A 21,987-nucleotide genomic window follows, 5' to 3' on the forward strand; every position below is an offset into this window, starting at 1 on the left:
TATCAATCCGTTATGGGGTTGGCCTGCCGCTGTGCGCACAGCCCGCATGCCACCCGTTAATCCCATGTCCGCCGGTCAGGCGGTATCGCTATCGGTTGCCAACGGTGCCGCCTTGCGACGCCCGAAGGCCTTGAGCCGTTCTTCAACTGCCATGAGCTGTGCGCGCAGGCGGGTCTGTTCGGCAAACGACCCTTCCGGATCGTTGTCGAAACGAGCAATGGTGGCCGCAAGCGCAGCCTCCAGTGCCGGCCTTTCGACCAGCAGCGACACAGCTTCAGCCAGTTCCTCGCACGCAGCGTCGGGATCGTTGCCTTCGTCAATGAAGGCGTAGCGGATATCTGCCGACGGGGCGGGTTGGCCTTGCGCGTTGCATATGGCGGTTGGCGCGGACGAATCAAGCGTTTCTGCAAGTTCGAACAGCGATTCGATCAACGGGGCGGCTTCGCGGTCAAGCCGGGCAAGGCTGGAAAGCGCCTCGGCATGGCGCGGAATCTGTGCCGGATAGCGCGCAAGGCCTGCCAGAACAGCAGTGACCAGGCCATGCCGCTGCCCGCCGGCCATCATCTGCGAAAGCTGCGCGCGTGCGCCTTCCGACAGGCCGGGTGGCGGCATCGGCACGCCCTTCCACGGCCCGCGCTGTCCCCCCGCCTGAAACGTGCGCTGGCCCGCTTGCATCGCAGGCCGGGGCGCGCGCGGCGGGTAGGCAAATTCCGAGAAGCGGTCGGAAAGCTCACGCCGGTAGAGCGATTTGATCTCGGCATCGGCGATGGTTTCGACATGCGCCATCAGCCGCGCCTTGAGGCCCGCCTTGGCCTCGGGCGTGGCGAGGGGCTGGGCGTCGCGTTCGAACTCCCACAGCGTGTCGATGAGACTGGCGGGGCTGGCCAGCAGCCGTTCCATCGCCGCTTTGCCCTGCGCCTTGATCAGGTCATCGGGATCGAGCCCGGCAGGCAATCGCACAATGCTGAGCGAGCGCATCGGCGCCAGCATGGGCAGCGCGCGCGTAATTGCCCGCATCGCCGCCCTCTGTCCCGCCGCATCGCCATCGAAGCACAGCACCGGCGCATCGACCATGCGCCACAGCAGTTCGAGCTGCATCTCGGTCAGCGCCGTGCCGAGCGGGGCGACCGCATCGGCAATCCCCGCATTGGCGAGCGCGATCACGTCCATGTAGCCCTCAACCACCACCACGCGCCCGGTCTGGCGCGCGGCGGGCGCAGCGCGGTGGAGGTTGTAGAGCGTGCGGCCCTTGTCGAAGAGATCGGTGTCGGGAGAGTTGAGGTACTTCGCCACCCCATCCCGCTTGTCGAGAATGCGCCCGCCGAAGGCGATCACCCGCCCGCGCGCGTCCTGGATGGGGAGCATGACACGGCCGCGGAAGCGGTCGTATCGCTCGCCCTGTTCATTGGCCGCGCGCATGCCAGCGCCTTCCAGCATATCCTCGCCGAATGCGCTCAGCGCCTTGGGGAGCGCCTGCCGATCATCCGGCGCCCAGCCGAAGCCGAATTCGCACATCACCTGCGGGGAGAATCCCCGCCGCTGGAGGTAGTCCCGTGCCGCGTTGCCGGATGGGCCGCTCAGGCTCTCGACGAAGAACTTCTGCGCCGCTTCGGTCACGTCGATCAGACTGGCGCGTTGTTCGGCGCGCTTGGCCATGACGGGATCGGGGGCAGGGACTTCCATCCCGGCCATGCCCGCCAGTTCCTTAACCGCATCCATGAACTGGAGGCCCTGCTGGTCGACCATCCAGCTGATCGCATCGCCATGCGCCCCGCAACCGAAGCAGTGGTAGAACTGCTTCTGGTCGTTGACGTAGAAGCTGGGCGTCTTTTCCTCATGGAACGGGCAGCACCCTTTCCACTCGCGTCCCGCCCGCGTCAGCTTGACCGACCGCTGGACAAGCGTCGACAGCGTGATCCGCGCACGCAGCTCGTCCTTCCATTGCGGGGTGATGGCCATGGGCCTCTACTGCCCCCCATCACCGTTCGTGTCGAGCGAAGTCGAGACACCTTCCGGTGGAGTGCCTGTGGATCGTTCGGAAGGTGGCTTGGCGAAATGAGACACGCTTGCCCAATCGGACCGAGCCAATGCCTCTTTCTTTGCGCGTGACCACTTCTTCACTACGAACTCGGCAGCCAAAGCTTCATGGCGCGTCGGAAAGTCTTGGGCCCAGATCAACGTGACGGGACGGCGCTTTGACGTGAATTCGCAGAAGCCGCCATGGTAATGTTCAGCGAGCCTGCGTTCGAGATTGTCGGTATGGCCGGTGTAATATTTGCTGTCAGAACAGTGAAGTATGTAGCACCAGAAGGCCATCAATCACTCATAACCGTTCGCCTCGAGCGAAGTCGAGAGGGCAACGCGTACCCGCAAGGGTGTCTCGACTACGCTCGACACGAACGGAATAGGGAAAACCCTAGCTCAAAGCCGCCTTCACCAGCGTGCTCGCCAGCTTCCCGTCGAGCACCGCGCCGTGGCGGGCCTTCAGTTCGGCCATGACGGTGCCCATGTCCTTCATGGTCGACGCGCCGGTCTCCGCCTTGATCGCCTCGATGGCGGCGGCGGTTTCGGCCTCGCTCAGCATCTGGGGCAGGAATTCCTCGATCACGGCGAGTTCGGCGCGCTCAACCGCGGCGAGTTCCGCGCGGCCGCCGGCATCATACATCTCGATCGATTCGCGGCGCTGCTTGGCCATTTTCTGGAGCACGCTCACCACCAGCTCGTCGTCCGGAATCGACTTGCCCGAAGTGCGTTCCTCGATGTCGCGGTCCTTGATCTTGGCGCTGATCTGGCGGAGCGCGGCGGTGCGGTCCTTCTCGCCGGCCTTCATCGCGGTGATGGTTGCGGCTTTGATTTCGTCACGGATCATCGGTGTTTCCTGTGGATTGAATTGGTGCGCGCGCCCCTAACGCAATTAGTGGCCCAAGCCTAGGTTGACGCGGGGGGGCGAGGGGCCTAGCGGGCAAAACTTAGCAACATCGCTGGCTTTATACGCAACGGAGCGCCCCATGGCCGACCCCGCATCCACCCGCGCGCAACCTTCGGGCGCGACCGGAGTCCTTGTGCTGGCTGACGGCACCACCGTTTGGGGTCGCGGCTTTGGCGCGACGGGCGCGAGCGTGGGCGAAGTCTGCTTCAACACCGCCATGACCGGCTATCAGGAGGTGATGACCGATCCCTCCTACGCCGCGCAAATTGTCACCTTCACCTTCCCGCACATCGGCAATGTCGGCGCAAACGGCGAGGACGTGGAGAGCAAGGTCGAAGGCGCGGTCGGCTGCGTGGTGCGCGAGGATGTGACCGAGCCTTCGAATTTCCGCAGCGTCGAAAAGTTCGCCGACTGGATGGTGCGCAACGGCAAGATCGGCCTCGCCGGTGTAGACACCCGCGCGCTCACCCGCCGCATCCGCCAGAGCGGCGCGCCCAATGCGGTGATCGCCCATGCGCCCGACGGCAAGTTCGATATCCCCGCGCTGATCAAGCGCGCGCAGGAGTGGCCGGGGCTGGAGGGCATGGACCTCGCCATCCGCGTCACCCGCGACAAGCACGAGGGCTGGGAGGGCGGCTACTGGACGCTCGGCAAGGGCTATGGCCGCGCGGCCTTCGATGCCAAGCCGCACGTTGTGGCGATCGACTACGGGTCGAAGGACAACATCTTCCGCAATCTGGTGAAGGCCGGGGCGCGGGTGACGGTGGTGCCTGCCAAGACTTCGTTTGACGAAGTGATGGCGTTGGCGCCCGACGGCGTGTTCCTGAGCAACGGCCCGGGCGATCCGGCGGCAACGGGCGAGTATGCCGTGCCGGTGATCAAGGCGCTGCTGGATGCGGATGTGCCGCTGTTCGGCATCTGTCTGGGCCACCAGATGCTCGCGCTCGCCGCGGGCGCGAAGACGATCAAGATGCACCAGGGCCACCGCGGCGCGAACCACCCTGTCCAGCGCGTGGGCGAGGGCTGGGGCGAGACCACCGGCCTCGTCGAGATCACCTCGATGAACCACGGCTTCGCGGTCGATGTCGCCACGCTGCCGGAGAATGTCGAGCAGACCCATGTGAGCCTCTTCGACGGGACGAATTGCGGGATTGCGATCAAGGGCAAGCGGGCGTTTGCGGTGCAGTATCACCCGGAGGCAAGTCCGGGGCCGCAGGATAGCTTCTACCTGTTCGAGAAGTTTGTCGGGGGGCTGGGGTAAGGCTATGGCACGCTGGCAATTCGGTCCTCGCGGAACTCTCACGCATTTGCGGATGCCCTTCCGTAAGCTCGAAAAACGCATGATCGTGTCGTCAACTTACGGACGGCGCTTTCTCGTGAAGTCTGGCTTGATCCACACGATCAAGCTCTACGGCTTGCGGATAGAGGAACACGGTCCACGCAAGGTCAAGCTGACGCTTCCTCAAGAGGTGAGTGTAGATCGTGCTTCTAGGCTTGCCGAGCACATACTCCGCTGGCCCGCGAAGGCCCCTCTTCGTCGTGTCGCAATTAGAATTCTGCGTAGTGATCGCTCAAGAAACAGGTTCGGCTACTGATGCCCAAAAGAACAGACATTTCCTCGATCCTCGTCATAGGCGCTGGCCCTATCATCATCGGGCAGGCGTGCGAGTTCGATTACTCCGGCACGCAGGCGATCAAGGCGTTGAAGGAGGAGGGCTACCGCGTCATCCTCGTCAACTCCAACCCCGCGACGATCATGACCGATCCGGAGTTCGCCGACGCCACCTATATCGAGCCGATCACGCCCGATATCGTCGCCAAGATCATCGCCAAGGAACGGCCCGATGCGCTGCTGCCGACGATGGGCGGGCAGACCGCGCTCAACTGCGCGCTGAAGCTCGACGAGATGGGTGTGCTGGCCGAATACGGGGTCGAGATGATCGGGGCCAAGGCCGACGCCATCGACAAGGCCGAGAACCGCCAGCGGTTCCGTGATGCGATGACCAGCATCGGGCTGGAAAGCGCGCGTTCTGGCGTCGCCAACACGCTCGAAGAAGCACGGGTGATCCTTGAGCGCACCGGGCTGCCCTCGATCATCCGCCCCAGCTTCACGCTCGGCGGGACGGGCGGCGGGATTGCCTATAACAAGGCGGAGTTCGACCAGATCGTGCGCGAAGGCCTTGATGCCTCGCCGACTACCGAAGTCCTGATCGAGGAATCGCTCCTCGGGTGGAAAGAGTTCGAGATGGAGGTGGTGCGCGACCGCAAGGACAACGCGATCATCATCTGCGCCATCGAAAACGTCGATCCGATGGGCGTCCACACCGGGGACTCGATCACTGTCGCTCCGGCGCTGACGCTGACCGACAAGGAATACCAGATCATGCGCAACGCGAGCATCGCTTGCCTGCGCGAAATCGGGGTGGAGACGGGCGGCTCCAACGTCCAGTTCGCGGTGAACCCCGCCGATGGCCGTTTGATTGTCATCGAGATGAACCCGCGCGTGTCGCGCAGTTCCGCGCTGGCGTCCAAGGCGACCGGCTTCCCCATCGCCCGCGTCGCGGCCAAGTTGGCCGTTGGGTACACGCTGGATGAACTCACCAACGAGATCACCGGCGCGACCCCCGCCAGCTTCGAACCCACGATTGACTACGTGGTGACGAAGATCCCGCGCTTCGCCTTCGAGAAGTTCAAGGGCGCAGCCACTGATCTGTCCACCGCGATGAAATCGGTCGGTGAAGTCATGGCTATCGGCCGCAACTTCCAGGAATCGATGCAGAAGGCGCTGCGCGGTCTCGAAACCGGGCTTGATGGCTTCAACCGCGTGCCCGAGCTGGAAGGCCAACCGCGCGACATCATCACTGCCGCCCTGTCGCGCCGCACGCCTGACCGGCTGCTCAAGGTCGGGCAAGCCTTCCGCGAGGGCATGAGCGTGGAGGAGGTGGCCGCCGTGACCTTCTACGATCCGTGGTTCCTGCGCCAGATCGAGCAGATCATCGATGCCGAGCGTGCCATCCAGAAGGACGGCCTTCCCCGCGATGCCGCTGGCCTGCGCCGGTTGAAGGCGATGGGCTTCTCCGACAAGCGCCTCGCCACCCTGGCTGTGCGTTCCGTGGGCGTTGCGGGCGGCATGGGCGAAACCCAGGCCAAGCGTTCGGGCCTGCTCCACGATGCGCTTGTCGCGATGGCGGGGGCGACCAGCGCCGAGGAAGTGCGCGCCCTGCGCCACAAGCTGGGCGTGTTCCCGGTCTTCAAGCGCATCGACAGCTGCGCCGCCGAGTTCGAGGCGATCACGCCCTACATGTACTCGACCTACGAGGCCCCGAGCTTCGGTGAGCCCGAGTGCGAGGCCATGCCGTCCGATCGCAAGAAGATCGTGATCCTCGGCGGCGGGCCGAACCGGATCGGGCAGGGCATCGAGTTCGATTATTGCTGCGTCCACGCCTGCTTCGCGCTTGCCGAACAGGGCTACGAGACGATCATGATCAACTGCAACCCGGAAACCGTCTCGACCGATTACGACACGTCAGACCGCCTCTATTTCGAGCCGCTGACCGACGAGGACGTGCTGGAGATCCTGCGCGTCGAACAGCAGAATGGCACGCTGGTGGGCGTCATCGTCCAGTTCGGCGGGCAGACCCCGCTGAAGCTGGCGCAGGCGCTGGAGGATGCGGGCATCCCGATCCTCGGCACCTCGCCCGATGCGATCGACCTTGCCGAAGACCGCGAACGCTTTGCCAAGCTGGTCAGCAAGCTGAAGCTCAAGCAGCCCGAAAACGGCATTGCCCGCAGCCGCGATGAAGCCGCCGCGGTGGCTGCACGTATCGGCTATCCGGTGCTGCTGCGCCCCTCCTATGTGCTCGGCGGGCGGGCGATGGAGATCGTCGACAGCGAAGCCCAGCTCGACAATTACATCGCCACGGCCGTGAACGTGTCGGGCGATAGCCCGGTGCTGATCGACCAATATCTGCGCGACGCGATTGAATGCGATGTCGATGCGCTGTGCGATGGCGAGGAAGTGCGCATCGCCGGCGTGATGCAGCATATCGAGGAAGCGGGCGTCCATTCGGGCGATTCTGCCTGCACGCTGCCGCCCTATTCGCTCCCGCCGGAAATCATCGCCGAGATGGAGCGGCAGGCCGAGGCGCTGGCGCATGCGCTGGGCGTGGTCGGCCTGATGAACATCCAGTTCGCGGTGAAGGACGGTCTGGTCTACCTCATCGAAGTCAATCCCCGTGCCAGCCGCACCGTGCCGTTCGTGGCCAAGGCCATTGGCCAGCAGGTCGCCAAGATCGCGGCGCGGGTGATGGCGGGCGAGAAGCTGTCCACCTTCGAACCGTTCAAGCGCGACCTGCCTTACATCGCGGTGAAAGAAGCGGTGTTCCCCTTCGCACGCTTCCCCGGCGCCGATCCGGTGCTGAGCCCCGAAATGAAATCGACGGGCGAGGTCATGGGGATCGACACCACCTTCGAAGCCGCCTTCCTCAAATCGCAGCTGGGCGCGGGCATGGTGCCTCCGCAATCGGGCACGGTGTTCGTCTCGGTCAAGAACACCGACAAGCCGGTGATTCTGCCTGCGGTGCGCCAGCTGCTCGACCACGGGTTCCGTGTGATCGCCACCGGTGGCACGCAAAGCTACCTTGCCGAACAGGGGCTTGCCGTCGAGCGGGTCAACAAGGTGGCCGAGGGGCAGCCGCATATCGTCGACAAGATCATCGACGGGGATATTGCGCTGATCTTCAACACCACCGAAGGCTGGCAATCGCTGCTGGACAGCAAATCGATCCGTCAGGCCGCGCTTTCGGGCAAGGTTCCCTATTACACCACCGCCACCGCATCGGTCGCGGCTGCGGCGGCCATTTCGGCAATCCGGCCGGACCAGCTTGAAGTCCGGTCGTTGCAGGACTATTATGGTGGGTAACTGACGCCTCCCCCGAAATCGAGAGTGCCTGACGCCGTGCCGACTGGACGGCGACAAGGTCTTTCTTTCCTTTCGCGGGGCAAGTGCCGGGAAAAACAGATAGAAAGATAAGAACGATGGCGACGGTGGAAAAGGTTCCGATGCTGGCCGAGGGCTACGAGCGGCTCACCGCCGAACTCAAGGTGCTGCGCGACGAACGTCCAAAAATCGTAGAAGCCATCGAGGAGGCGCGCGCCCACGGCGATCTTTCCGAAAATGCCGAATACCACGCAGCCAAGGAGCGGCAGGGCCAGGTCGAAGCCATGATCGGCGAGATCGAGCATATGGTCAGCCGCGCCCAGATCATCGATCCGACCACGCTGTCGGGTGACAAGATCGTGTTTGGCGCGACCGTCACCCTGCTCGACGAGAACGACAAGCCGATCCGTTACCAGATCGTCGGCCAGACCGAGGCGGATGCGAACAAGGGGCGGATTTCTTACAACTCGCCACTCGCCCGCGCGCTGATCGGCAAGCAGGTCGGCGACGATATCGAAGTGACTGTTCCCTCTGGGGAAAAGTTCTACCACGTCGACAAGATCGAGTTCATCTGAGGCGCAGCGGCGTGGCTGTCCCGCCCGTCAGACCGATTGCCGAGCGCAGGATCGCGCAGCATTTCATTGATGCCGGTGCGGTCAGCATGGCCGATGCCATTCGCTATGCACCCGCTCGCCCCGGCCGCCAGCACGCTTTCGAGCGGCTGAAGGGGGCCGATGTGCTCAAGACCGACGGGCAGGGCAAGTGGTGGCTGGACGAGGAACGCTGGTCCTCGCGCCGATCGGATCGCCGGACGCGGGTGGTGTTGACGATGCTGGCGGTGGCAGCGGCAGGGGCCTTCGCGGCCCTGCGTTGACGGGTCCCAGCGCGGTCTAGACCCCTGTTAGACCCCCTCTAGACCCCCCTTAGACCCACTTTGCCCCGGTGTTTCCCGTGAAACATCGCTCGCGCTGTCAGCCGATCAACCTTTCCATCGCGTAATTGTGGATCGCCACTTCACCGCCATCAAACGGGATAGTGAAATCGCGGCGGTGCAGGACGGTGTAGCCCGCGCGCTCGAACACCGGGCGGGCAAGCTCGCTGGCTTCGGTGACAATGCGGGTCACGCCCTGCGCCCGCGCAGCGTCCTCGACCTCGGCGAGCAGCGCGAAGGCCAGCCCCTTGCCGGTGTGATCGGGGTGGCAGAACAGCATGTCGAGATGCCCGCCACCCTCAAGCACGGTGTAGGCGAGGGGGCAATCATCAGCCCCGGTCGCGACGAGGATCACGTCGCCTTTCGCGGCTCCCTCCAACAGGCGCTCCACCGAATAGCGCCCTGACCATGCCTCGACCTGCGCAGGCGAATAGGCACGCAGCGCAGTGGTGCGGATCGCCGCCAGCGTCAGCGCCGCAATCGTTTCGGCATCGCTAGGCCGGTAGGGGCGGATCACCGCCACGGCGAATTAATCCTCGGGAGTCAGCAGCTTGTGGATGTGGACCACAACATACTTCATCTCGGCATCGTCAACCGTGCGCTGCGCCTGTGCGCGCCAAGCGTCGACCGCCGCATCATAGGAGCTGTACACGCCGACGACGTGAATGCTCTCGGGATCCTGGAACTCGAGACCGCGCGGGTCGATCACGCGGCCGCCCATCACGAGGTGGAGCCGCTGGGTGGGAGTGGTTTCTGCCATTGTCGTAAGCCCTTGGGGAGGAAGGATGCGCGCCCCCTTAGCGCCTGACACGCCGAGGGCAAGCCTTCAGGGCTGGTGATCCGGTCAGCCTTTGGTCCTGCTCCGCAAATCGCGCACCGCATCAAGCGCGGCATCGCGGGTCTTGCGGGCCAGCGCGCGGGTGTTGTCCGCCGCCGATCCGGCCGCGTCGGATGCGTTTGAGGTCAGCCTTTTCGCTTGTGTTCCAGCAGCTTCGCCTAGCTCCCCGGCGCGTTCCTGTCCGGCGCGGGCGGTCTCTACCATGTCATCGATCAGGGTCATCGCATAGGTCACCGCGGCTTGACCGATCATCCGGCCCAGCTGCGATCCGCCGCGCGAGGTGATGTTCTTCACACCTGATGAAGCGCTTGAAGCGGCGCCGGAAATCGCGTCGGCGGTGCTGTGCAGCGCCTTGCCGGCAACCCGCCGTCCGGGGCGGGTGAGCAGCCCGATCACCAGACCGGCAGCCAGTGCGCCGCCGATCACTGTCAGCGGGTTGGCGCGGGTGTAGTCGACCGCGGCATTGGCAGCGGTGCGGGCCTGATCCGCCAGCGAGCGTTCGGAATTGCGGCGCTCGGCAGCTTCGATCCGTGCGCGCAGGGAATCACGCTTTTCGGTTGCAGGCGATTGGTCGGTCATTCGGGGTCTCCCTCGGACACCGCGTCGGGCGATGCGGTGTCGTCATTGTCTTCGTCTTCGGTAGCGTCAAACTCGTCGATCCAGTCGAGGATCGGCCCGCGCGCGATCCACAGCAGGATCGCGCCGAGCAGGACGGCGAGCACGCCCTTGTGGTCGCCCGCCTGGGCCTTGGCCTGGGCGAGTACATCGCGCGCACCGGTGCGGATCCGGCCCGAGATGGTCGAGGTCACGCCCGAGGATACGCGGCTCGCAATGCCCTCTTCGGAGAGGTTGGCGCGCAGCCGCTCGATATCGTCGGTCAACACCGCACGGGCGGCATCACGCAAGGCGCGGTCCACGATAAACTGGTCAGGCAGATGGCTCATGCGCCGTCTCCCGGACCGAACATCGCATTGATGGCCTTGCCATCATTCGCCGCGCCCCAAACCAGCAGCGCAACGCCGATCAGCAGCACGCCCACGACAATGGCTATCGCACCCCAGATTGTCACAAGCGGAGCAAGTGCAATCACCGCCCCCACAGCAAGCGCGATGAGCGCAAGGTTGAGGAGCACCAGCGCCAGCACCAGCAGCACCAGTGCGCGGCCGCCCCGCTTTCCGGCAAGACCGGCGCGGGTCTTCTGGAAAGCGATCTCGGCCTCGGCATAGGTCCGCGCATCGTCGATCAGCGCGGTGACATCATCGCGCAAACCGGCAAAGCCGTTCGTCTCGTCCTGCGTACTGTCAGGCTCGCCCGTCAGCGCCGGATCAACCGGTGCGCTGTCTGGCGGCCCACCAAGGCCGGGTTCGGTATCATGCATAAGCTCGGCCTTTCGGCGGGATCAGCGCCGCTTCCCGCCGAGCAGCCGCGCGATGAAGAAGCCGACCACAGCGGCGACGCCAACCGCCACGCCCGGGCTTTTGCGCACCATTTCGCGTGCGTCATCGCCCAGTTCCTCGACGCTCTTGGCTTCGAGCTTGGCAGAGGTTTCCTGCAACGTGCGCGAAGCCTTGCGGGCATAATCGCCATATTGTTCGCCCAGCTTTTCGTCGATCTGCGCGGCGCTATCGCCAACCACCTTGCCGAGCGAGGCAATGGCATCGGTCGTCACCTTCTTGCCTTCGACCGCGAGCTCGCCTGCCTTGCCCTTGGCCTGCTCGCCATAATTCTTGGCTTCGGCGACCAGATCGGTGCCCTTGCCCTTGGCCTGCCCGCTTACGGTGCTGAGGCGGTTCTCGGCCTCGGTGCGCAGCGCCGCAGCGCCGGCTTTCGCTTCCTCTAGCGCGGCATTGAAGCGGCTCTTGGCCTCAACGACCGGAGCAGAGGGTGCAGGCGCGTCGGCAGACTTGGCAGTTGCCGCAGTCTTGCGCGAAGCAGCCTTTGCCGGACCGTCAGTGCCGGTCGTGGCACCCTTGGCGGACTGCGCGGGGGTTTTCTTGGTCGGGGTGGTGTCGGCCATTGCGGTACTCCTTGTGTTTCGGCTGATCCGGGCCGCGTCGCGCGCTTGCGCGGGCCAATTCCCGCGCATAGGGACGTCACGCGTCGCGAACGCTGGAATCGTCAAACCAGAATCATGCCGTTTCCATTATCATAGTGATCAAGTGTCTTAACACCCTAAACCACATTACAGCCGGAGCCAATCATGACCGCCATCATCGACCTGCACGGGCGCGAAATCCTCGACAGCCGCGGCAATCCGACTGTTGAAGTCGACGTATTGCTTGAAGACGGCAGCTTTGGCCGCGCGGCTGTACCCTCGGGTGCATCGACCGGCGCGCACGAGGCGGTGGAACTGCGCGACGGTGATGCGGCGCGTTATCTCGGCAAGGGTGTCCTTAAGGCGGTCGAAGCGGTGAACACCGAGATCCGCGAGCTGCTGATCGATAACTTCGATGCCGAGGACCAGCGCGATATCGACCTGTCGCTGATCGCTCTTGATGGCACCAGCAACAAGGCGCGCATCGGCGCGAATGCGATCCTCGGCACTTCGCTGGCAGTCGCAAAGGCCGCGGCCAATGCGCGGGGGCTGCCGCTTTATTCGTACCTCGGCGGGGTTTCGGCGCACATGCTGCCGGTGCCGATGATGAACATCATCAATGGCGGCGAACATGCCGACAATCCGATCGACATCCAGGAATTCATGATCATGCCGGTTGGCGCGGACAGCCTTGCCGAGGCGGTGCGCTGGGGCGCGGAAGTGTTCCACACCTTGAAGAAGGGCCTCGCGCAGAAGGGCCTCGCCACCAGTGTCGGGGACGAGGGCGGCTTTGCCCCCGATCTCGCCAGCACCCGCGCCGCGCTCGATTTCATCATGGAAAGTGTCACCAAAGCGGGCTTCACGCCGGGTGAGGACATCGTGCTCGCGCTTGATTGCGCGGCGACGGAGTTCTTCAAGGGCGGCAAGTACGAGATCTCGGGTGAGGGCCTGAGCCTCTCGCCGCACGAGATGTCCGACTACCTCGCCAAGCTGTGCGCCGACTATCCGATCCGCTCGATCGAGGACGGCATGAGCGAGGATGATTTCGAGGGCTGGGCGGCGCTCACCGCACAGCTGGGTGGCACGGTGCAGCTGGTGGGCGACGATTTGTTCGTCACCAATCCGGCGCGTCTGAAGGACGGCATCGGTCGCGGTCTCGCCAATTCGCTGCTCGTCAAGGTCAACCAGATCGGCACGCTCACCGAAACGCTCGCTGCTGTCGATATGGCGCACCGCGCGCGCTACACCTGCGTGATGAGCCACCGTTCGGGCGAGACCGAGGACGCGACCATTGCCGACCTGGCGGTTGCGACCAATTGCGGGCAGATCAAGACTGGCTCGCTCGCCCGGTCGGACCGGCTTGCCAAGTACAACCAGCTGATCCGCATCGAGGAAGAACTGGGCGATAGCGCCGCCTACGCAGGCCGCGCCTGTTTCGGCGCGCGCGCCTAATCAATCGCGTCGAAAAAGCGTTCCATCGCCGCCTGTCCGGCGGGCGTCAGCCTGACGAGCACGCGGCGATTGTCGCCCGCATCATTCTCGCGCACGATAAGGCCCTCGTCCGCCAGCACGCCCAGCCAGCGCAGGCCGGTGGTGGCGGGCGATGCCGACCCGATGCAGGCGCTGGACACCGAAACCGGTTTGCCCTCGGCCTGTGCGATGAAGAGATCGAGCAGGATATCCCACGCCGGCTCTCCGAACAGGTCGGGATTGCCGAATATCGACGCCCTTTTGCGCCTGAGGGTATAGGCCTGCCGCGCAAGGGCGAGGTGATTGCGCGCGGGGCGGGGCGGTTTGGTTTGCGCGGAAGGTTCGTCCGGCTCTGCATTGGGCGCTCCCTCGGAAGCGCTCCGCAACCGGGCGGCAATGGCCATCAACTCGTCGGCCAGCGGGTTAAAGATAGACGCCGTATCAGAGAGGCTTTCGCCTTCTCCGTGGTGCCCGCCCACGTGTGTCATTTTGCCCCATCCTGCTATCTTCAGGAAGCGATGGCCCAAATCGGAGCCTGTTTCCCTTGATCTTGATAATAGGCATGCTTTGGCGCGCTGGCTTTAAGGGCAAATACGCAGACTGCTATTTTCTCAGGATAAATCGTCAGGGCAGTGGTGGCTTAGCTCCGCGCCAGATCAAGCCGTAGCTGCTGGATCGCGGCATCCAGATGGGCAGCTGCGATATGTGCCCCGCGTTGGTCGAGCGCTTCAAGCTGCTTCTCAAGCGATGCCAGCACGTGATGCACGCCCGGCTCATATGGCATAGGCGGAGAGTGGTTTTCCAATTTTAGATCCCGCGAATTCGAATGTGCTTTAGCTAACTCGTGCGACCGGCGAGCAACAGCATAAGATGGTCGGATATCGCGTTAATGGCTTATGGAAATCTACAGAGGGAAACTACGTAGCGGCGGGCGTGCACCAGAACGGCACGTCCGCCGCCGCTTTGGTCAACGGCCGAAGCGATCCTGCAGGGCCAGAAGGGCCAACGCCGCCTTGGCTGCCTCGCCGCCCTTGTCCTTCTGTGCGGGGTCTGCCCGGACCAGTGCCTGGGCCTCGTTCTCGACTGTCAGGATGCCGTTGCCGATGGCGATGCCGTCCATGGTCAAGGCCATGATTGCGCGGGCGCTTTCACCCGCCACGATCTCGAAATGGTAAGTCTCGCCGCGTATAACGACACCAATGGCGACGAAGCCATCATAGCGGTCGCTTTCGGCCGCGAGAGCTATGGCACCGGGAATTTCCAGCGCGCCGGGAACGGTCAGAACTTCGACCTTGTGCCCTTCGGCCTCAAGCGCGGCACGCGCGCCTGCCACCAGCATATCGTTGAGGTGGGCGTAAAATCGGGCCTCGACGATCAGAATATCGGCCATGGGGAATTACTCCGGAATGGGGTGGAAGTCGGTGATGGTCAGGCCGTAGCCTTCGAGTGCGACGTAATCGGGGCGGCTGTTCGACAGCAGCACCATCTCGGAAATGCCAAGATCGACCAGAATTTGCGAACCAATCCCGATGTTGCGCAGTTCCTCGTCCGGGCGCCACTCGCCGGTACCGACGCGGCCCGTCAAGATCACGATGACACCCGAACCGTGCGTCCCGATCGCCTGCATCGCCCGCTGGAGGGTGCGCTTGCGGGCGCCGGGCTGGCCCAGCACATCGTCAAACACCGAAATCGGGTGAACGCGGGCGAGGGTAGGCTCGCCGGGAATGACGTGGCCCTTCTGCAGCACATAAGCCTCGTTGCCCGCCACACGGTCACGATAGGTGATCATCCGCCATTGGCCGCCATAATCGGAGGTAAAGGCGCGCTCCCCAAGCCGTTCGACCAGATGGTCGTTGCGCATCCGGTAGGCGATCAGATCGCGGATCGTGCCGATCTTCAGGTCATGCTTGCGGGCAAAGTTGATGAGATCGTCAAGCCGGGCCATTGTCCCGTCCTCGTTCATGATCTCGCAGATCACGCCGGAGGGGTTGAGGCCCGCAAGGCGCGAGATATCGACCGCCGCCTCGGTATGCCCGGCGCGCACCAGCGTGCCGCCGTCGCGTGCCGTCAGTGGGAAGACGTGGCCGGGGGTGACAAGGTCATCCGCACCTTTGGCGGCATCAATCGCGACCGAAATGGTGCGCGCTCGGTCCGCCGCCGAGATGCCGGTGGTGACGCCCTCCTTCGCTTCGATCGAGATGGTGAAGGCGGTCTGCATCGATTCCTTGTTGTTGCGGCTCATCGGCTGAAGGCCGAGCGTATCGACGCGCTCTTTGGTGAGTGCGAGGCAGATCAGCCCGCGACCATACATCGCCATGAAGTTGATCGCCTGCGGCGTTGCCATCTGCGCCGGGATAATGAGATCGCCCTCGTTCTCGCGGTCCTCATCGTCGACGAGGATATACATTCGCCCGTTGCGCGCCTCGTCGATGATCTCCTCGATCGTTGCGAGGACCGGGCGATCTTCATTCACCGCAAGGAAGGCTTCAAGCTTGGCGAGCGTTTCGGCTGTCGGGTTCCACGATTCCTCGGTGCAATCACGCAAGGTGTTGGCATGGAGCCCGGCTGCCCGGGCCAAGCCAGCGCGGGTCATTGTGCCTAATGTGACGAGATCGCGAACGCGTGTGATGATCAATGTGCTCATTTGGCTCATGTATCACATTGACGTGTGATTTCAAGATGGGAGAATTATCGAAGTCTGTGCAATTTCGCCTGACCTATCCGTGTTGATGCGTAACCCATCCACCATACCAGATTAGGAATAAAGGTTCTTCAGTGCGTTAGTAGCTTTCCCGGGCCATTTATGCGGCCAGGGCAGAGGTGTAGATGAGTGAGAAAACATACACCTTTAGGACCGTGGCAGCGTGCGAAATGTGTGGGTCCGAGCGAAGTCGCACTTTGGGTATGAGGCTCGACGCCAGTCAGGGCAGCCGTCCACGTGCGGCCACTGGTATCGCGGTTTCCGTTAAACAGTGTCTCGATTGCGGACTGATATATGCTGATCCACAGCCCATCCCACAGGCCCTGTCCGATCACTATGGCATACCGGCGGACGAATACTGGTCGCCGGAAGCGTTCGATTGGTCGCCTGCGTATTTTGCAGCCGAAATAGAAGCTGCAAAACGTCTGCTACCGTTTGCGGACGGGATGACAGCGCTGGATATCGGGGCGGGTCTCGGTAAGGCGATGCGGTCTTTGACCAATGCCGGTTTCGACACGTGGGGTATCGAGCCATCTCTACCATTCTTCGAACGGGCCGCAGAACAGGTCGATCCGGTGCGCCTTCAGATTGCCGCTATCGAAGACGCTGAATTCCCAGAAGCGAGCTTCGATTTCATCACGTTCGGAGCAGTCCTCGAACATATCTACGCTCCATCCTTAGCGCTGCGAAAAGCCTTGGGATGGTTGAAGCCCGGCGGCATCATCCAGGTCGAGGTGCCATCATCCGGTCACCTCATCTCGAAGATCGCCAACGCCTATTTCAGACTGCGCGGCACGAGTTTTGTGACCCACATCAGTCCGATGCACGCGCCGTTCCACCTCTACGAGTTCGGCTTGGCATCGTTTGAGCGGAACGGGCAGATCAATGGATACGAAATCGCTGATCACAGCTTTCAGGTCTGCAGCATCTATCATGTCCCGAAGATCCTGCACGGGCCTCTGCGATGGTGGATGGAGCGCACCGACACAGGCATGCAGCTGAGCGTTTACCTGCGGAAACTGGGCAACTCACGGCCCGCACATCCTCTGGGATAAATCGCATCCCTGCACAGCGACCTAATCGCGCTGCGCCCGTTTTTCATATTCCAAAAGATGAGGATGGTGGACGCACTTGGGCTCGAACCAAGGACCCGCTGATTAAGAGTCAGCTGCTCTACCAACTGAGCTATGCGTCCATCCCGACGTTCCCGCGAGGGGCCGGAAACGCGATGCGGGGCGGCGAGGCCGTGTCCCGATTCGCGTGAGGCGCTGCATTTAACGCGTCCGGCCCTGATAGCAAGGGCCTAATCGCGAAATGCTGACTAGACTGAAAGACCGCGGCGCGGAGCCTCTCTGTTCCAGCGGTTGACCATCATCAGCAGGCCGATGCAGATCATGTTGGTCATCATCGATGAACCCCCGTGGCTCATCCACGGCAGGGGAATGCCCTTGGCCGGGGCCATGCCCATCACCATCAGCAGATTGATCGCGATGTAGAAGAAGATCGTGGCCGTGGCCCCGGCGGCGAGTAGCGCGCAGAAACGGTCCTGGCTCTCGCTCGCGACCTTCCAGCCCCAGCGCAGAATGAGGGTGTACATGGTCAGCACGAACAGCCCGCCCATCAGCCCCCATTCCTCGGCCATGGTGGCAAACACGAAATCGGTGTGCGGTTCGGGCAGGTAGTTGAGGTGGCTCTGCGTTCCGTTGTTGAACCCCTTGCCGAAAATTCCGCCCGATCCGATCGCGATCTTGGACTGGGCGATGTGGTAGCCAGCGCCCAAGGGATCGTTTTCGGGATCGAGGAAAGTCGTCACACGTGCCTGTTGATAGGGGCGCAGCGCGAAGAAGTAGACCAGCGGCATTGCGGCGATCCCGGTGCCGCCCGCCAGCAGAAACCACCACAGCGGCAGCCCCGCTAGGAACATCACGACGACGCCGCCGAACGCAATCGCCACCGATGTCCCAAGGTCGGGCTGCAACAGCACGAGCGAAATCGGCAGCACGATCAGCATTCCCGATGGCACCACCGATCGCCACGATCCGATCATCCCCGAAGGCAGCGTTTCATAAAAGCGCGCCATCGCAAGCACCACGGCGGGCTTCATCAGCTCGGAGGGCTGGATGCGGATCGGTCCGGCCTCCAACCAGCGCTGGCTGCCGCCGCCAACCTGGCCGACAATCTCGACCCCCAGCAGCATCAACAACACCGCCAGATAGGCGGGATAGGTCAACACCCGCACCGCCTCGCGCGGCAAGGATGCGATGATCGCGGTCATCACCGCAAAGACTCCGAAGCGGATGAAGTGCGACAGGGCAAAGGGCTGCATGGCCCCGCCGCCCGCTGAATACAGCACCAGCCCGCCGAAGGTGGTGAGCAACACCAGCGGGATCAGCATTTCCCAAGGCTGGCGGGCAATCGGTGCCGGAACGATCCCGCGGGCGGCAAGCGTGTTCATTCGCCGGCCTCCACGGACGGAGCAGCGGGCGCAGCCGAAGGAGTGGCAGCTTGCGGAGCAGCGGGAGCAGTGCCGCCGGGCGGTGTACCCGAAGGATTGGCCTCGGGCCGCGGAGCGATCACTTGTTCGGCAATAGCGTCAGTCTGGGTCGCCGCTCGGCGAGCCTCGGCCTCAACCCGGTCAAAGATTTCTTCCTCGCGGCGCGGCGGGCGGCTGACCGTCGTCCCGCGTTCGGCTGCATAAGCGGCATAGCGCCGCTCCAACCGCTGCTGCGCGGTGCCGCCCCATCCGGCCTCCAGCACGGAGAGAGCTTCGAGCCCTTTGGCCGGATCGAACAGGAAGGTCATCACGTCGCGGGCAATCGGGTAGGCCGCGCCGGACCCGCCGCCATGCTCAATAACCACCGCGCCCGCATAGCGCGGGTTGTCATAAGGCGCGAAGAAGATGAACAAGCCGTGGTCGCGGTACTTCCAGGGTCCGGTCTTGCCGTTCGATTTGCTGAGCGAAACGACCTGCGCGGTGCCGGTCTTGCCAGCCATCAGCGTACCATCGATCGGCAAGCGGGCACGGCCGGCAGTGCCGGGGCCGTTGACCACATCACTCATCGCCTTGCGGACATACTCCACCTGGTCGGCGGGGAAGTCGATGTCGTTGAAGCCCTTGGGTTTGGTGTCCAGCGTCAGGCGCGGCATCACGTGGCGGCCGGTGGCAATGCGCGAGGCCATCACCGCCAGCTGCAACGGGCTGGATAGCATATAGCCCTGTCCGATGGTGGCATTGACCGTATCGAAGGCCTGCCATTCGCGGCCCCACTTCTTCATTTTCCACGCCGGATCCGGGACAGTGCCGAAGAACTGACTGGTGACGGGGAGGGGGAATTCCTCCCCCATCCCGCAGCGCCGCGCCATCGCCGCGATCGGGTCCATGCCGACGCGTTGGGCCATGGCATAGAAATAGACGTCACAGCTCTGGTAGATACCCTTGGCCATGTCGACCGAGCCGTGGCCGCGCCGGTTCCAGCAGCCGAACCGCCGATTGCCGACCTGCAGGCCGCCTCCGCAGAACACTGTCTCGTTCGGATCGATCCCGGCCTGCATAAACGCCATCGAGACCATCGGCTTGACGGTGGAGCCGGGCGGATAGAGCCCCTTCAGCACCTTGTTGCGCAGCGGCACGCGCTCGTCGTCGCGCAGCATCGCATATTCGACCCCGCCGATCCCGTCCGAGAAGGAGTTGGGATCGAAGCTCGGCATGGATGCCATGCACAGCAGATCGCCCGTGCGACAGTCCATCACCACCACCGAGCCGCTCTCAAGCCCGATACGCCGCGCTGCATAGTCCTGGAGCGGGCCGTCGATGGTGAGGCGGACAGGTGCGCCCTGCACATCCTCGCGTGTTTCGAGATCGCGGACGATGCGCCCGCCCGCTGTCACTTCCACGCGCCGTGCGCCCGGCACGCCGCGCAGTTCCTGTTCGAACTGCTTTTCGAGCCCGTCCTTGCCGATCTTGTAGCCCGGCGTAATCAGCAGCGGATTTGGGTCTTTCTCGTATTCCTCGGCAGACGCGGGGCCGACATAGCCGATCAGGTGACCGACGCTGGAAGCGGTCGGATAGAAGCGCGAAAAGCCGCGCTGGGGCACCACGCCGGGAAGATCGGGCAGGCGCACGCTGAGCGCGGCAAACTGTTCGTACCTCAGGCCGCTAGCGACCTCGACAGGCTGAAACCCGCGCGCGGTGCTGACCTTGTCCTTGATATCGGCGATCCGCGCGGGTTCGAGCGACAGCAATTCTCCAAGCTGGTCGATTGTCGCATTCGCGTTCTGGAGCCGTTCGGGGATCAGGTCGACGCGGAAATCTGCGCGGTTCGAAGCGAGCGGCGCTCCATCACGGTCGAGAATCCAGCCCCGGCGCGGCGGAACCAGAGTCAGATTGACGCGGTTGCTTTCGGATTCCAGACGATACTTCTCGTTTTCGGCGATCGCCAGATAGCCAAGCCGGAGCGCCAGCAGCACCCCGATCCCGCCTTGCACCGCGCCGATCACTACAGATCTGCGCTCGAAAGTGCTGCGCAAGATCGAGGCATTGATCATCCGGGCGGGGCGCTGCGGTCCATCTCGCAGGAACGGGATCTTCATCAGTCGATCTTTCGCGCACGGGCGAGGCGGAAACGGTCAAGTCCGGCAACCATCCGGGCGATTATTGGATAGAGCAGCACTGAAAGCAAAGCCTGCGGTGCGGCCACCGCCACCATTTCTGGTGTCACGCGCGCACCGGAAAGCAGCAGTGTCGCCGCCCAATAGCAGACGCCCATGACGCCTGCGGTAAACCAGTCCTGCCAGAACCCGCGCCAGGGGAAGCGCGTTTCGATCAGCTCTATGGCGATCATCGTGATCGACCACAGCAGGATCGCACTGCCGAAAGGCTGGCCGCTCACCAGGTCGTCGAAAGCACCCATCGGCGCGCCTGCCCATAGCGGCAAGAGGCCGGGGCGCACCATGCGCCATGCGAGCAGAAGCAAAAAGCCGAAGGAAGGTGCGAGCGGCATCAGATCCGCGATGAGCAACACCGGCAGCAATGATCCGAGCATGATCGAAAGGTAGGGCACGCTGTTCGCACGCCATGGCGAGGACGCGCGGTTAATCCGCCGTCCATACATGTCGGATCGGGCACGAGGGTCGAGCCGCTCCATCACTCCTCCGCTGGAGCGTCGCTGGATGCAGGCGCAGGCGCGCCGGATGCGGATGTCGGCGGGGCACCGCCGGGGTTCGCCGCATCGGTCTCCTCAAGTTCCGCCACCGCCGCTGCCTGATGCACCGGTTCGATCGCGACGTAGGAGGTTGCAGCAGGCTCTGCGACGAGCCGTGCAATTCCGCCATCGGGGGTGATCTTGGCGATAACCGCCACCGCCACGCCGGGCCGGTAATAACCGCCGGCGCCGCTGGTCACCATCATGTCGCCGACCTTCAGCGGATTGACGCCGAGGTTGACGAGACGGATGCGCAGCATGCCGTCGCCACGTCCCTCTGCAAAGGCGATGACATTGTCCTTGGCGCGGCGCACCGGCAGCACGCTTTCGCTATCGGTGAGGAGCAGCACGCGCGCCGAACTGCGCCCTGTCTCGAGCACGCGGCCAATCACGCCGCGTTCTGACAGGACCGGCATTCCGGGCTGCACGCCCTTGCTTGCCCCGGCGCTGATATAGGCGTGACGCCGGCCGCTGGTCGCAGTGGAGCCGACCAGTCGCGCCATCGCAACCGGTTTGGTCTCGCCATCGCGCAGGGCCAGCAGACCTTTCAGTCGCTGGTTCTCGGCTTTGACCGCGTCAGCCTCGGCGAGACGAATACGGGCGATTTCCATTTCGCGGCGCAGCTCGGCATTCTGGGAGCCCGCGCTGAAATAGCCCGCGATGCTCTGGAACAGCCCCTGCGATCCCTCCCGGGCCGCCGCGCTTCCCGTGCCGACCGGCGCCACAACGTCGCTCGCGACGCCGCGCAGGGGCGCGAAAGCCGAAGGCTGCCACAGCGACAGCGCCAGCAACGCAAGCCCCACCAATGCTCCCGCACCGGCCAACAGGTAGCCGGTGAACAGCGAGTATTGCGCTTTCTTCGAGAAGCCCGAGCGGCGCGAAGAGGAGGGCGCCATGGCTTTACAGTCCCTTCTGCCGCTCAGCCCGGCTCATGCTTGTGCGG

Annotated in this window: 23 protein-coding genes and 1 tRNA gene; 6 read left to right on the forward strand and 18 right to left on the reverse strand. The window is 63.7% G+C overall.

Annotated elements, in window-relative coordinates; translation table 11 throughout:
* Positions 1-75 precede the first annotated feature (75 nt).
* The 3 genes from dnaG to KVF90_RS11360 form a co-directional block, all read right to left on the reverse strand.
* The gene (gene dnaG / locus KVF90_RS11350; protein WP_264391685.1) at positions 76-1,959 is read right to left on the reverse strand and encodes a DNA primase; all 1,884 of its coding nucleotides are present in this window, start codon (positions 1,957-1,959) and stop codon (positions 76-78) included.
* Positions 1,960-1,965: 6 nt separating this feature from the next.
* Positions 1,966-2,316 (reverse strand): GIY-YIG nuclease family protein, encoded by a 351-nt coding sequence (locus tag KVF90_RS11355; protein ID WP_264391686.1) that lies wholly within the window; start codon positions 2,314-2,316, stop codon positions 1,966-1,968.
* Positions 2,317-2,416: 100 nt separating this feature from the next.
* Complete coding sequence (locus KVF90_RS11360; RefSeq protein ID WP_264391687.1) at positions 2,417-2,869, reverse strand: GatB/YqeY domain-containing protein; 453 nt, start codon at positions 2,867-2,869, stop codon at positions 2,417-2,419.
* A 139-nt stretch (positions 2,870-3,008) separates the two neighbouring features.
* On the opposite strand from KVF90_RS11360, the gene carA reads away from it, so the two are divergent.
* From carA to KVF90_RS11380, 4 genes are all read left to right on the forward strand, one after another.
* Positions 3,009-4,190, forward strand: coding sequence for a glutamine-hydrolyzing carbamoyl-phosphate synthase small subunit (gene carA / locus KVF90_RS11365; protein WP_264391688.1), 1,182 nt, complete (start codon positions 3,009-3,011; stop codon positions 4,188-4,190).
* Between the two features lie 333 nt (positions 4,191-4,523).
* Complete coding sequence (carB, locus tag KVF90_RS11370) at positions 4,524-7,850, forward strand: carbamoyl-phosphate synthase large subunit (RefSeq protein WP_264391689.1); 3,327 nt, start codon at positions 4,524-4,526, stop codon at positions 7,848-7,850.
* Between the two features lie 116 nt (positions 7,851-7,966).
* Positions 7,967-8,443: a transcription elongation factor GreA gene (gene greA, locus KVF90_RS11375; RefSeq protein ID WP_264391690.1), complete on the forward strand. Its 477-nt coding sequence runs from the start codon at positions 7,967-7,969 to the stop codon at positions 8,441-8,443.
* Positions 8,444-8,454: 11 nt separating this feature from the next.
* Positions 8,455-8,742, forward strand: coding sequence for a hypothetical protein (locus tag KVF90_RS11380; RefSeq protein WP_264391691.1), 288 nt, complete (start codon positions 8,455-8,457; stop codon positions 8,740-8,742).
* Positions 8,743-8,839: 97 nt separating this feature from the next.
* Here KVF90_RS11380 and KVF90_RS11385 read toward each other — a convergent pair whose 3' ends face one another.
* The 6 genes from KVF90_RS11385 to KVF90_RS11410 all read right to left on the reverse strand — a co-directional run bounded on the left by KVF90_RS11385 (position 8,840) and on the right by KVF90_RS11410 (position 11,654).
* Positions 8,840-9,322: a GNAT family N-acetyltransferase gene (locus tag KVF90_RS11385; protein ID WP_264391692.1), complete on the reverse strand. Its 483-nt coding sequence runs from the start codon at positions 9,320-9,322 to the stop codon at positions 8,840-8,842.
* A 6-nt stretch (positions 9,323-9,328) separates the two neighbouring features.
* The gene (locus KVF90_RS11390; RefSeq protein ID WP_264391693.1) at positions 9,329-9,559 is read right to left on the reverse strand and encodes a DUF4170 domain-containing protein; all 231 of its coding nucleotides are present in this window, start codon (positions 9,557-9,559) and stop codon (positions 9,329-9,331) included.
* Positions 9,560-9,643: 84 nt separating this feature from the next.
* Positions 9,644-10,216 (reverse strand): hypothetical protein, encoded by a 573-nt coding sequence (locus tag KVF90_RS11395; RefSeq protein ID WP_264391694.1) that lies wholly within the window; start codon positions 10,214-10,216, stop codon positions 9,644-9,646.
* Positions 10,213-10,581 (reverse strand): hypothetical protein, encoded by a 369-nt coding sequence (locus tag KVF90_RS11400; protein ID WP_264391695.1) that lies wholly within the window; start codon positions 10,579-10,581, stop codon positions 10,213-10,215. The genes KVF90_RS11395 and KVF90_RS11400 overlap by 4 nt, the downstream gene beginning before the upstream one ends.
* Positions 10,578-11,015 (reverse strand): phage holin family protein, encoded by a 438-nt coding sequence (locus KVF90_RS11405; protein WP_264391696.1) that lies wholly within the window; start codon positions 11,013-11,015, stop codon positions 10,578-10,580. Before KVF90_RS11405 ends, KVF90_RS11400 begins: the two co-directional genes overlap by 4 nt.
* Positions 11,016-11,036: 21 nt before the next feature.
* On the reverse strand, positions 11,037-11,654 hold the full coding sequence (locus tag KVF90_RS11410) for a hypothetical protein (RefSeq protein WP_264391697.1): 618 nt from the start codon (positions 11,652-11,654) through the stop codon (positions 11,037-11,039).
* Between the two features lie 183 nt (positions 11,655-11,837).
* Between KVF90_RS11410 and eno the strand changes: the two genes are divergently transcribed.
* Positions 11,838-13,124, forward strand: coding sequence for a phosphopyruvate hydratase (gene eno, locus KVF90_RS11415; RefSeq protein ID WP_264391698.1), 1,287 nt, complete (start codon positions 11,838-11,840; stop codon positions 13,122-13,124).
* On the opposite strand, the gene KVF90_RS11420 is transcribed toward eno, so the two are convergent.
* The 4 genes from KVF90_RS11420 to ribB all read right to left on the reverse strand — a co-directional run bounded on the left by KVF90_RS11420 (position 13,121) and on the right by ribB (position 15,786).
* Complete coding sequence (locus KVF90_RS11420) at positions 13,121-13,546, reverse strand: MarR family winged helix-turn-helix transcriptional regulator (RefSeq protein WP_264391699.1); 426 nt, start codon at positions 13,544-13,546, stop codon at positions 13,121-13,123. The genes eno and KVF90_RS11420 overlap by 4 nt on opposite strands.
* 236 nt (positions 13,547-13,782) lie before the next feature.
* Positions 13,783-13,926, reverse strand: coding sequence for a hypothetical protein (locus KVF90_RS11425; RefSeq protein WP_264391700.1), 144 nt, complete (start codon positions 13,924-13,926; stop codon positions 13,783-13,785).
* A 183-nt stretch (positions 13,927-14,109) separates the two neighbouring features.
* On the reverse strand, positions 14,110-14,532 hold the full coding sequence (gene ribH, locus KVF90_RS11430; RefSeq protein WP_264391701.1) for a 6,7-dimethyl-8-ribityllumazine synthase: 423 nt from the start codon (positions 14,530-14,532) through the stop codon (positions 14,110-14,112).
* Positions 14,533-14,538: 6 nt separating this feature from the next.
* The gene (ribB, locus tag KVF90_RS11435) at positions 14,539-15,786 is read right to left on the reverse strand and encodes a 3,4-dihydroxy-2-butanone-4-phosphate synthase (protein WP_264391702.1); all 1,248 of its coding nucleotides are present in this window, start codon (positions 15,784-15,786) and stop codon (positions 14,539-14,541) included.
* A gap of 260 nt (positions 15,787-16,046) precedes the next feature.
* Between ribB and KVF90_RS11440 the strand changes: the two genes are divergently transcribed.
* Positions 16,047-16,898, forward strand: a complete 852-nt coding sequence (locus KVF90_RS11440; RefSeq protein ID WP_264391703.1) for a class I SAM-dependent methyltransferase — start codon at positions 16,047-16,049, stop codon at positions 16,896-16,898.
* Between the two features lie 64 nt (positions 16,899-16,962).
* Here the strand turns inward: KVF90_RS11440 and KVF90_RS11445 are convergent.
* The 5 genes from KVF90_RS11445 to mreC form a co-directional block, all read right to left on the reverse strand.
* A tRNA-Lys gene (locus KVF90_RS11445) sits at positions 16,963-17,038 on the reverse strand.
* Positions 17,039-17,164: 126 nt separating this feature from the next.
* Positions 17,165-18,298 carry a rod shape-determining protein RodA gene (gene rodA / locus KVF90_RS11450; RefSeq protein WP_264391704.1) on the reverse strand — a complete coding sequence of 378 codons (1,134 nt, stop codon included), beginning with the start codon at positions 18,296-18,298 and terminating at the stop codon, positions 17,165-17,167.
* The gene (gene mrdA / locus KVF90_RS11455; RefSeq protein ID WP_264391705.1) at positions 18,295-20,433 is read right to left on the reverse strand and encodes a penicillin-binding protein 2; all 2,139 of its coding nucleotides are present in this window, start codon (positions 20,431-20,433) and stop codon (positions 18,295-18,297) included. Before mrdA ends, rodA begins: the two co-directional genes overlap by 4 nt.
* Entirely contained in the window at positions 20,433-20,987 is a 555-nt protein-coding gene (mreD, locus tag KVF90_RS11460) for a rod shape-determining protein MreD (protein WP_264391706.1), read from the reverse strand. Before mreD ends, mrdA begins: the two co-directional genes overlap by 1 nt.
* A complete protein-coding gene (mreC, locus tag KVF90_RS11465) occupies positions 20,987-21,940 on the reverse strand; it encodes a rod shape-determining protein MreC (RefSeq protein ID WP_264391707.1) in 954 nt (317 codons plus the stop codon). Before mreC ends, mreD begins: the two co-directional genes overlap by 1 nt.
* Between the last annotated feature and the right edge of the window lie 47 nt (positions 21,941-21,987).

This window comes from Porphyrobacter sp. ULC335 (assembly GCF_025917005.1).
Classification (GTDB): Bacteria; Pseudomonadota; Alphaproteobacteria; order Sphingomonadales; family Sphingomonadaceae; genus Erythrobacter.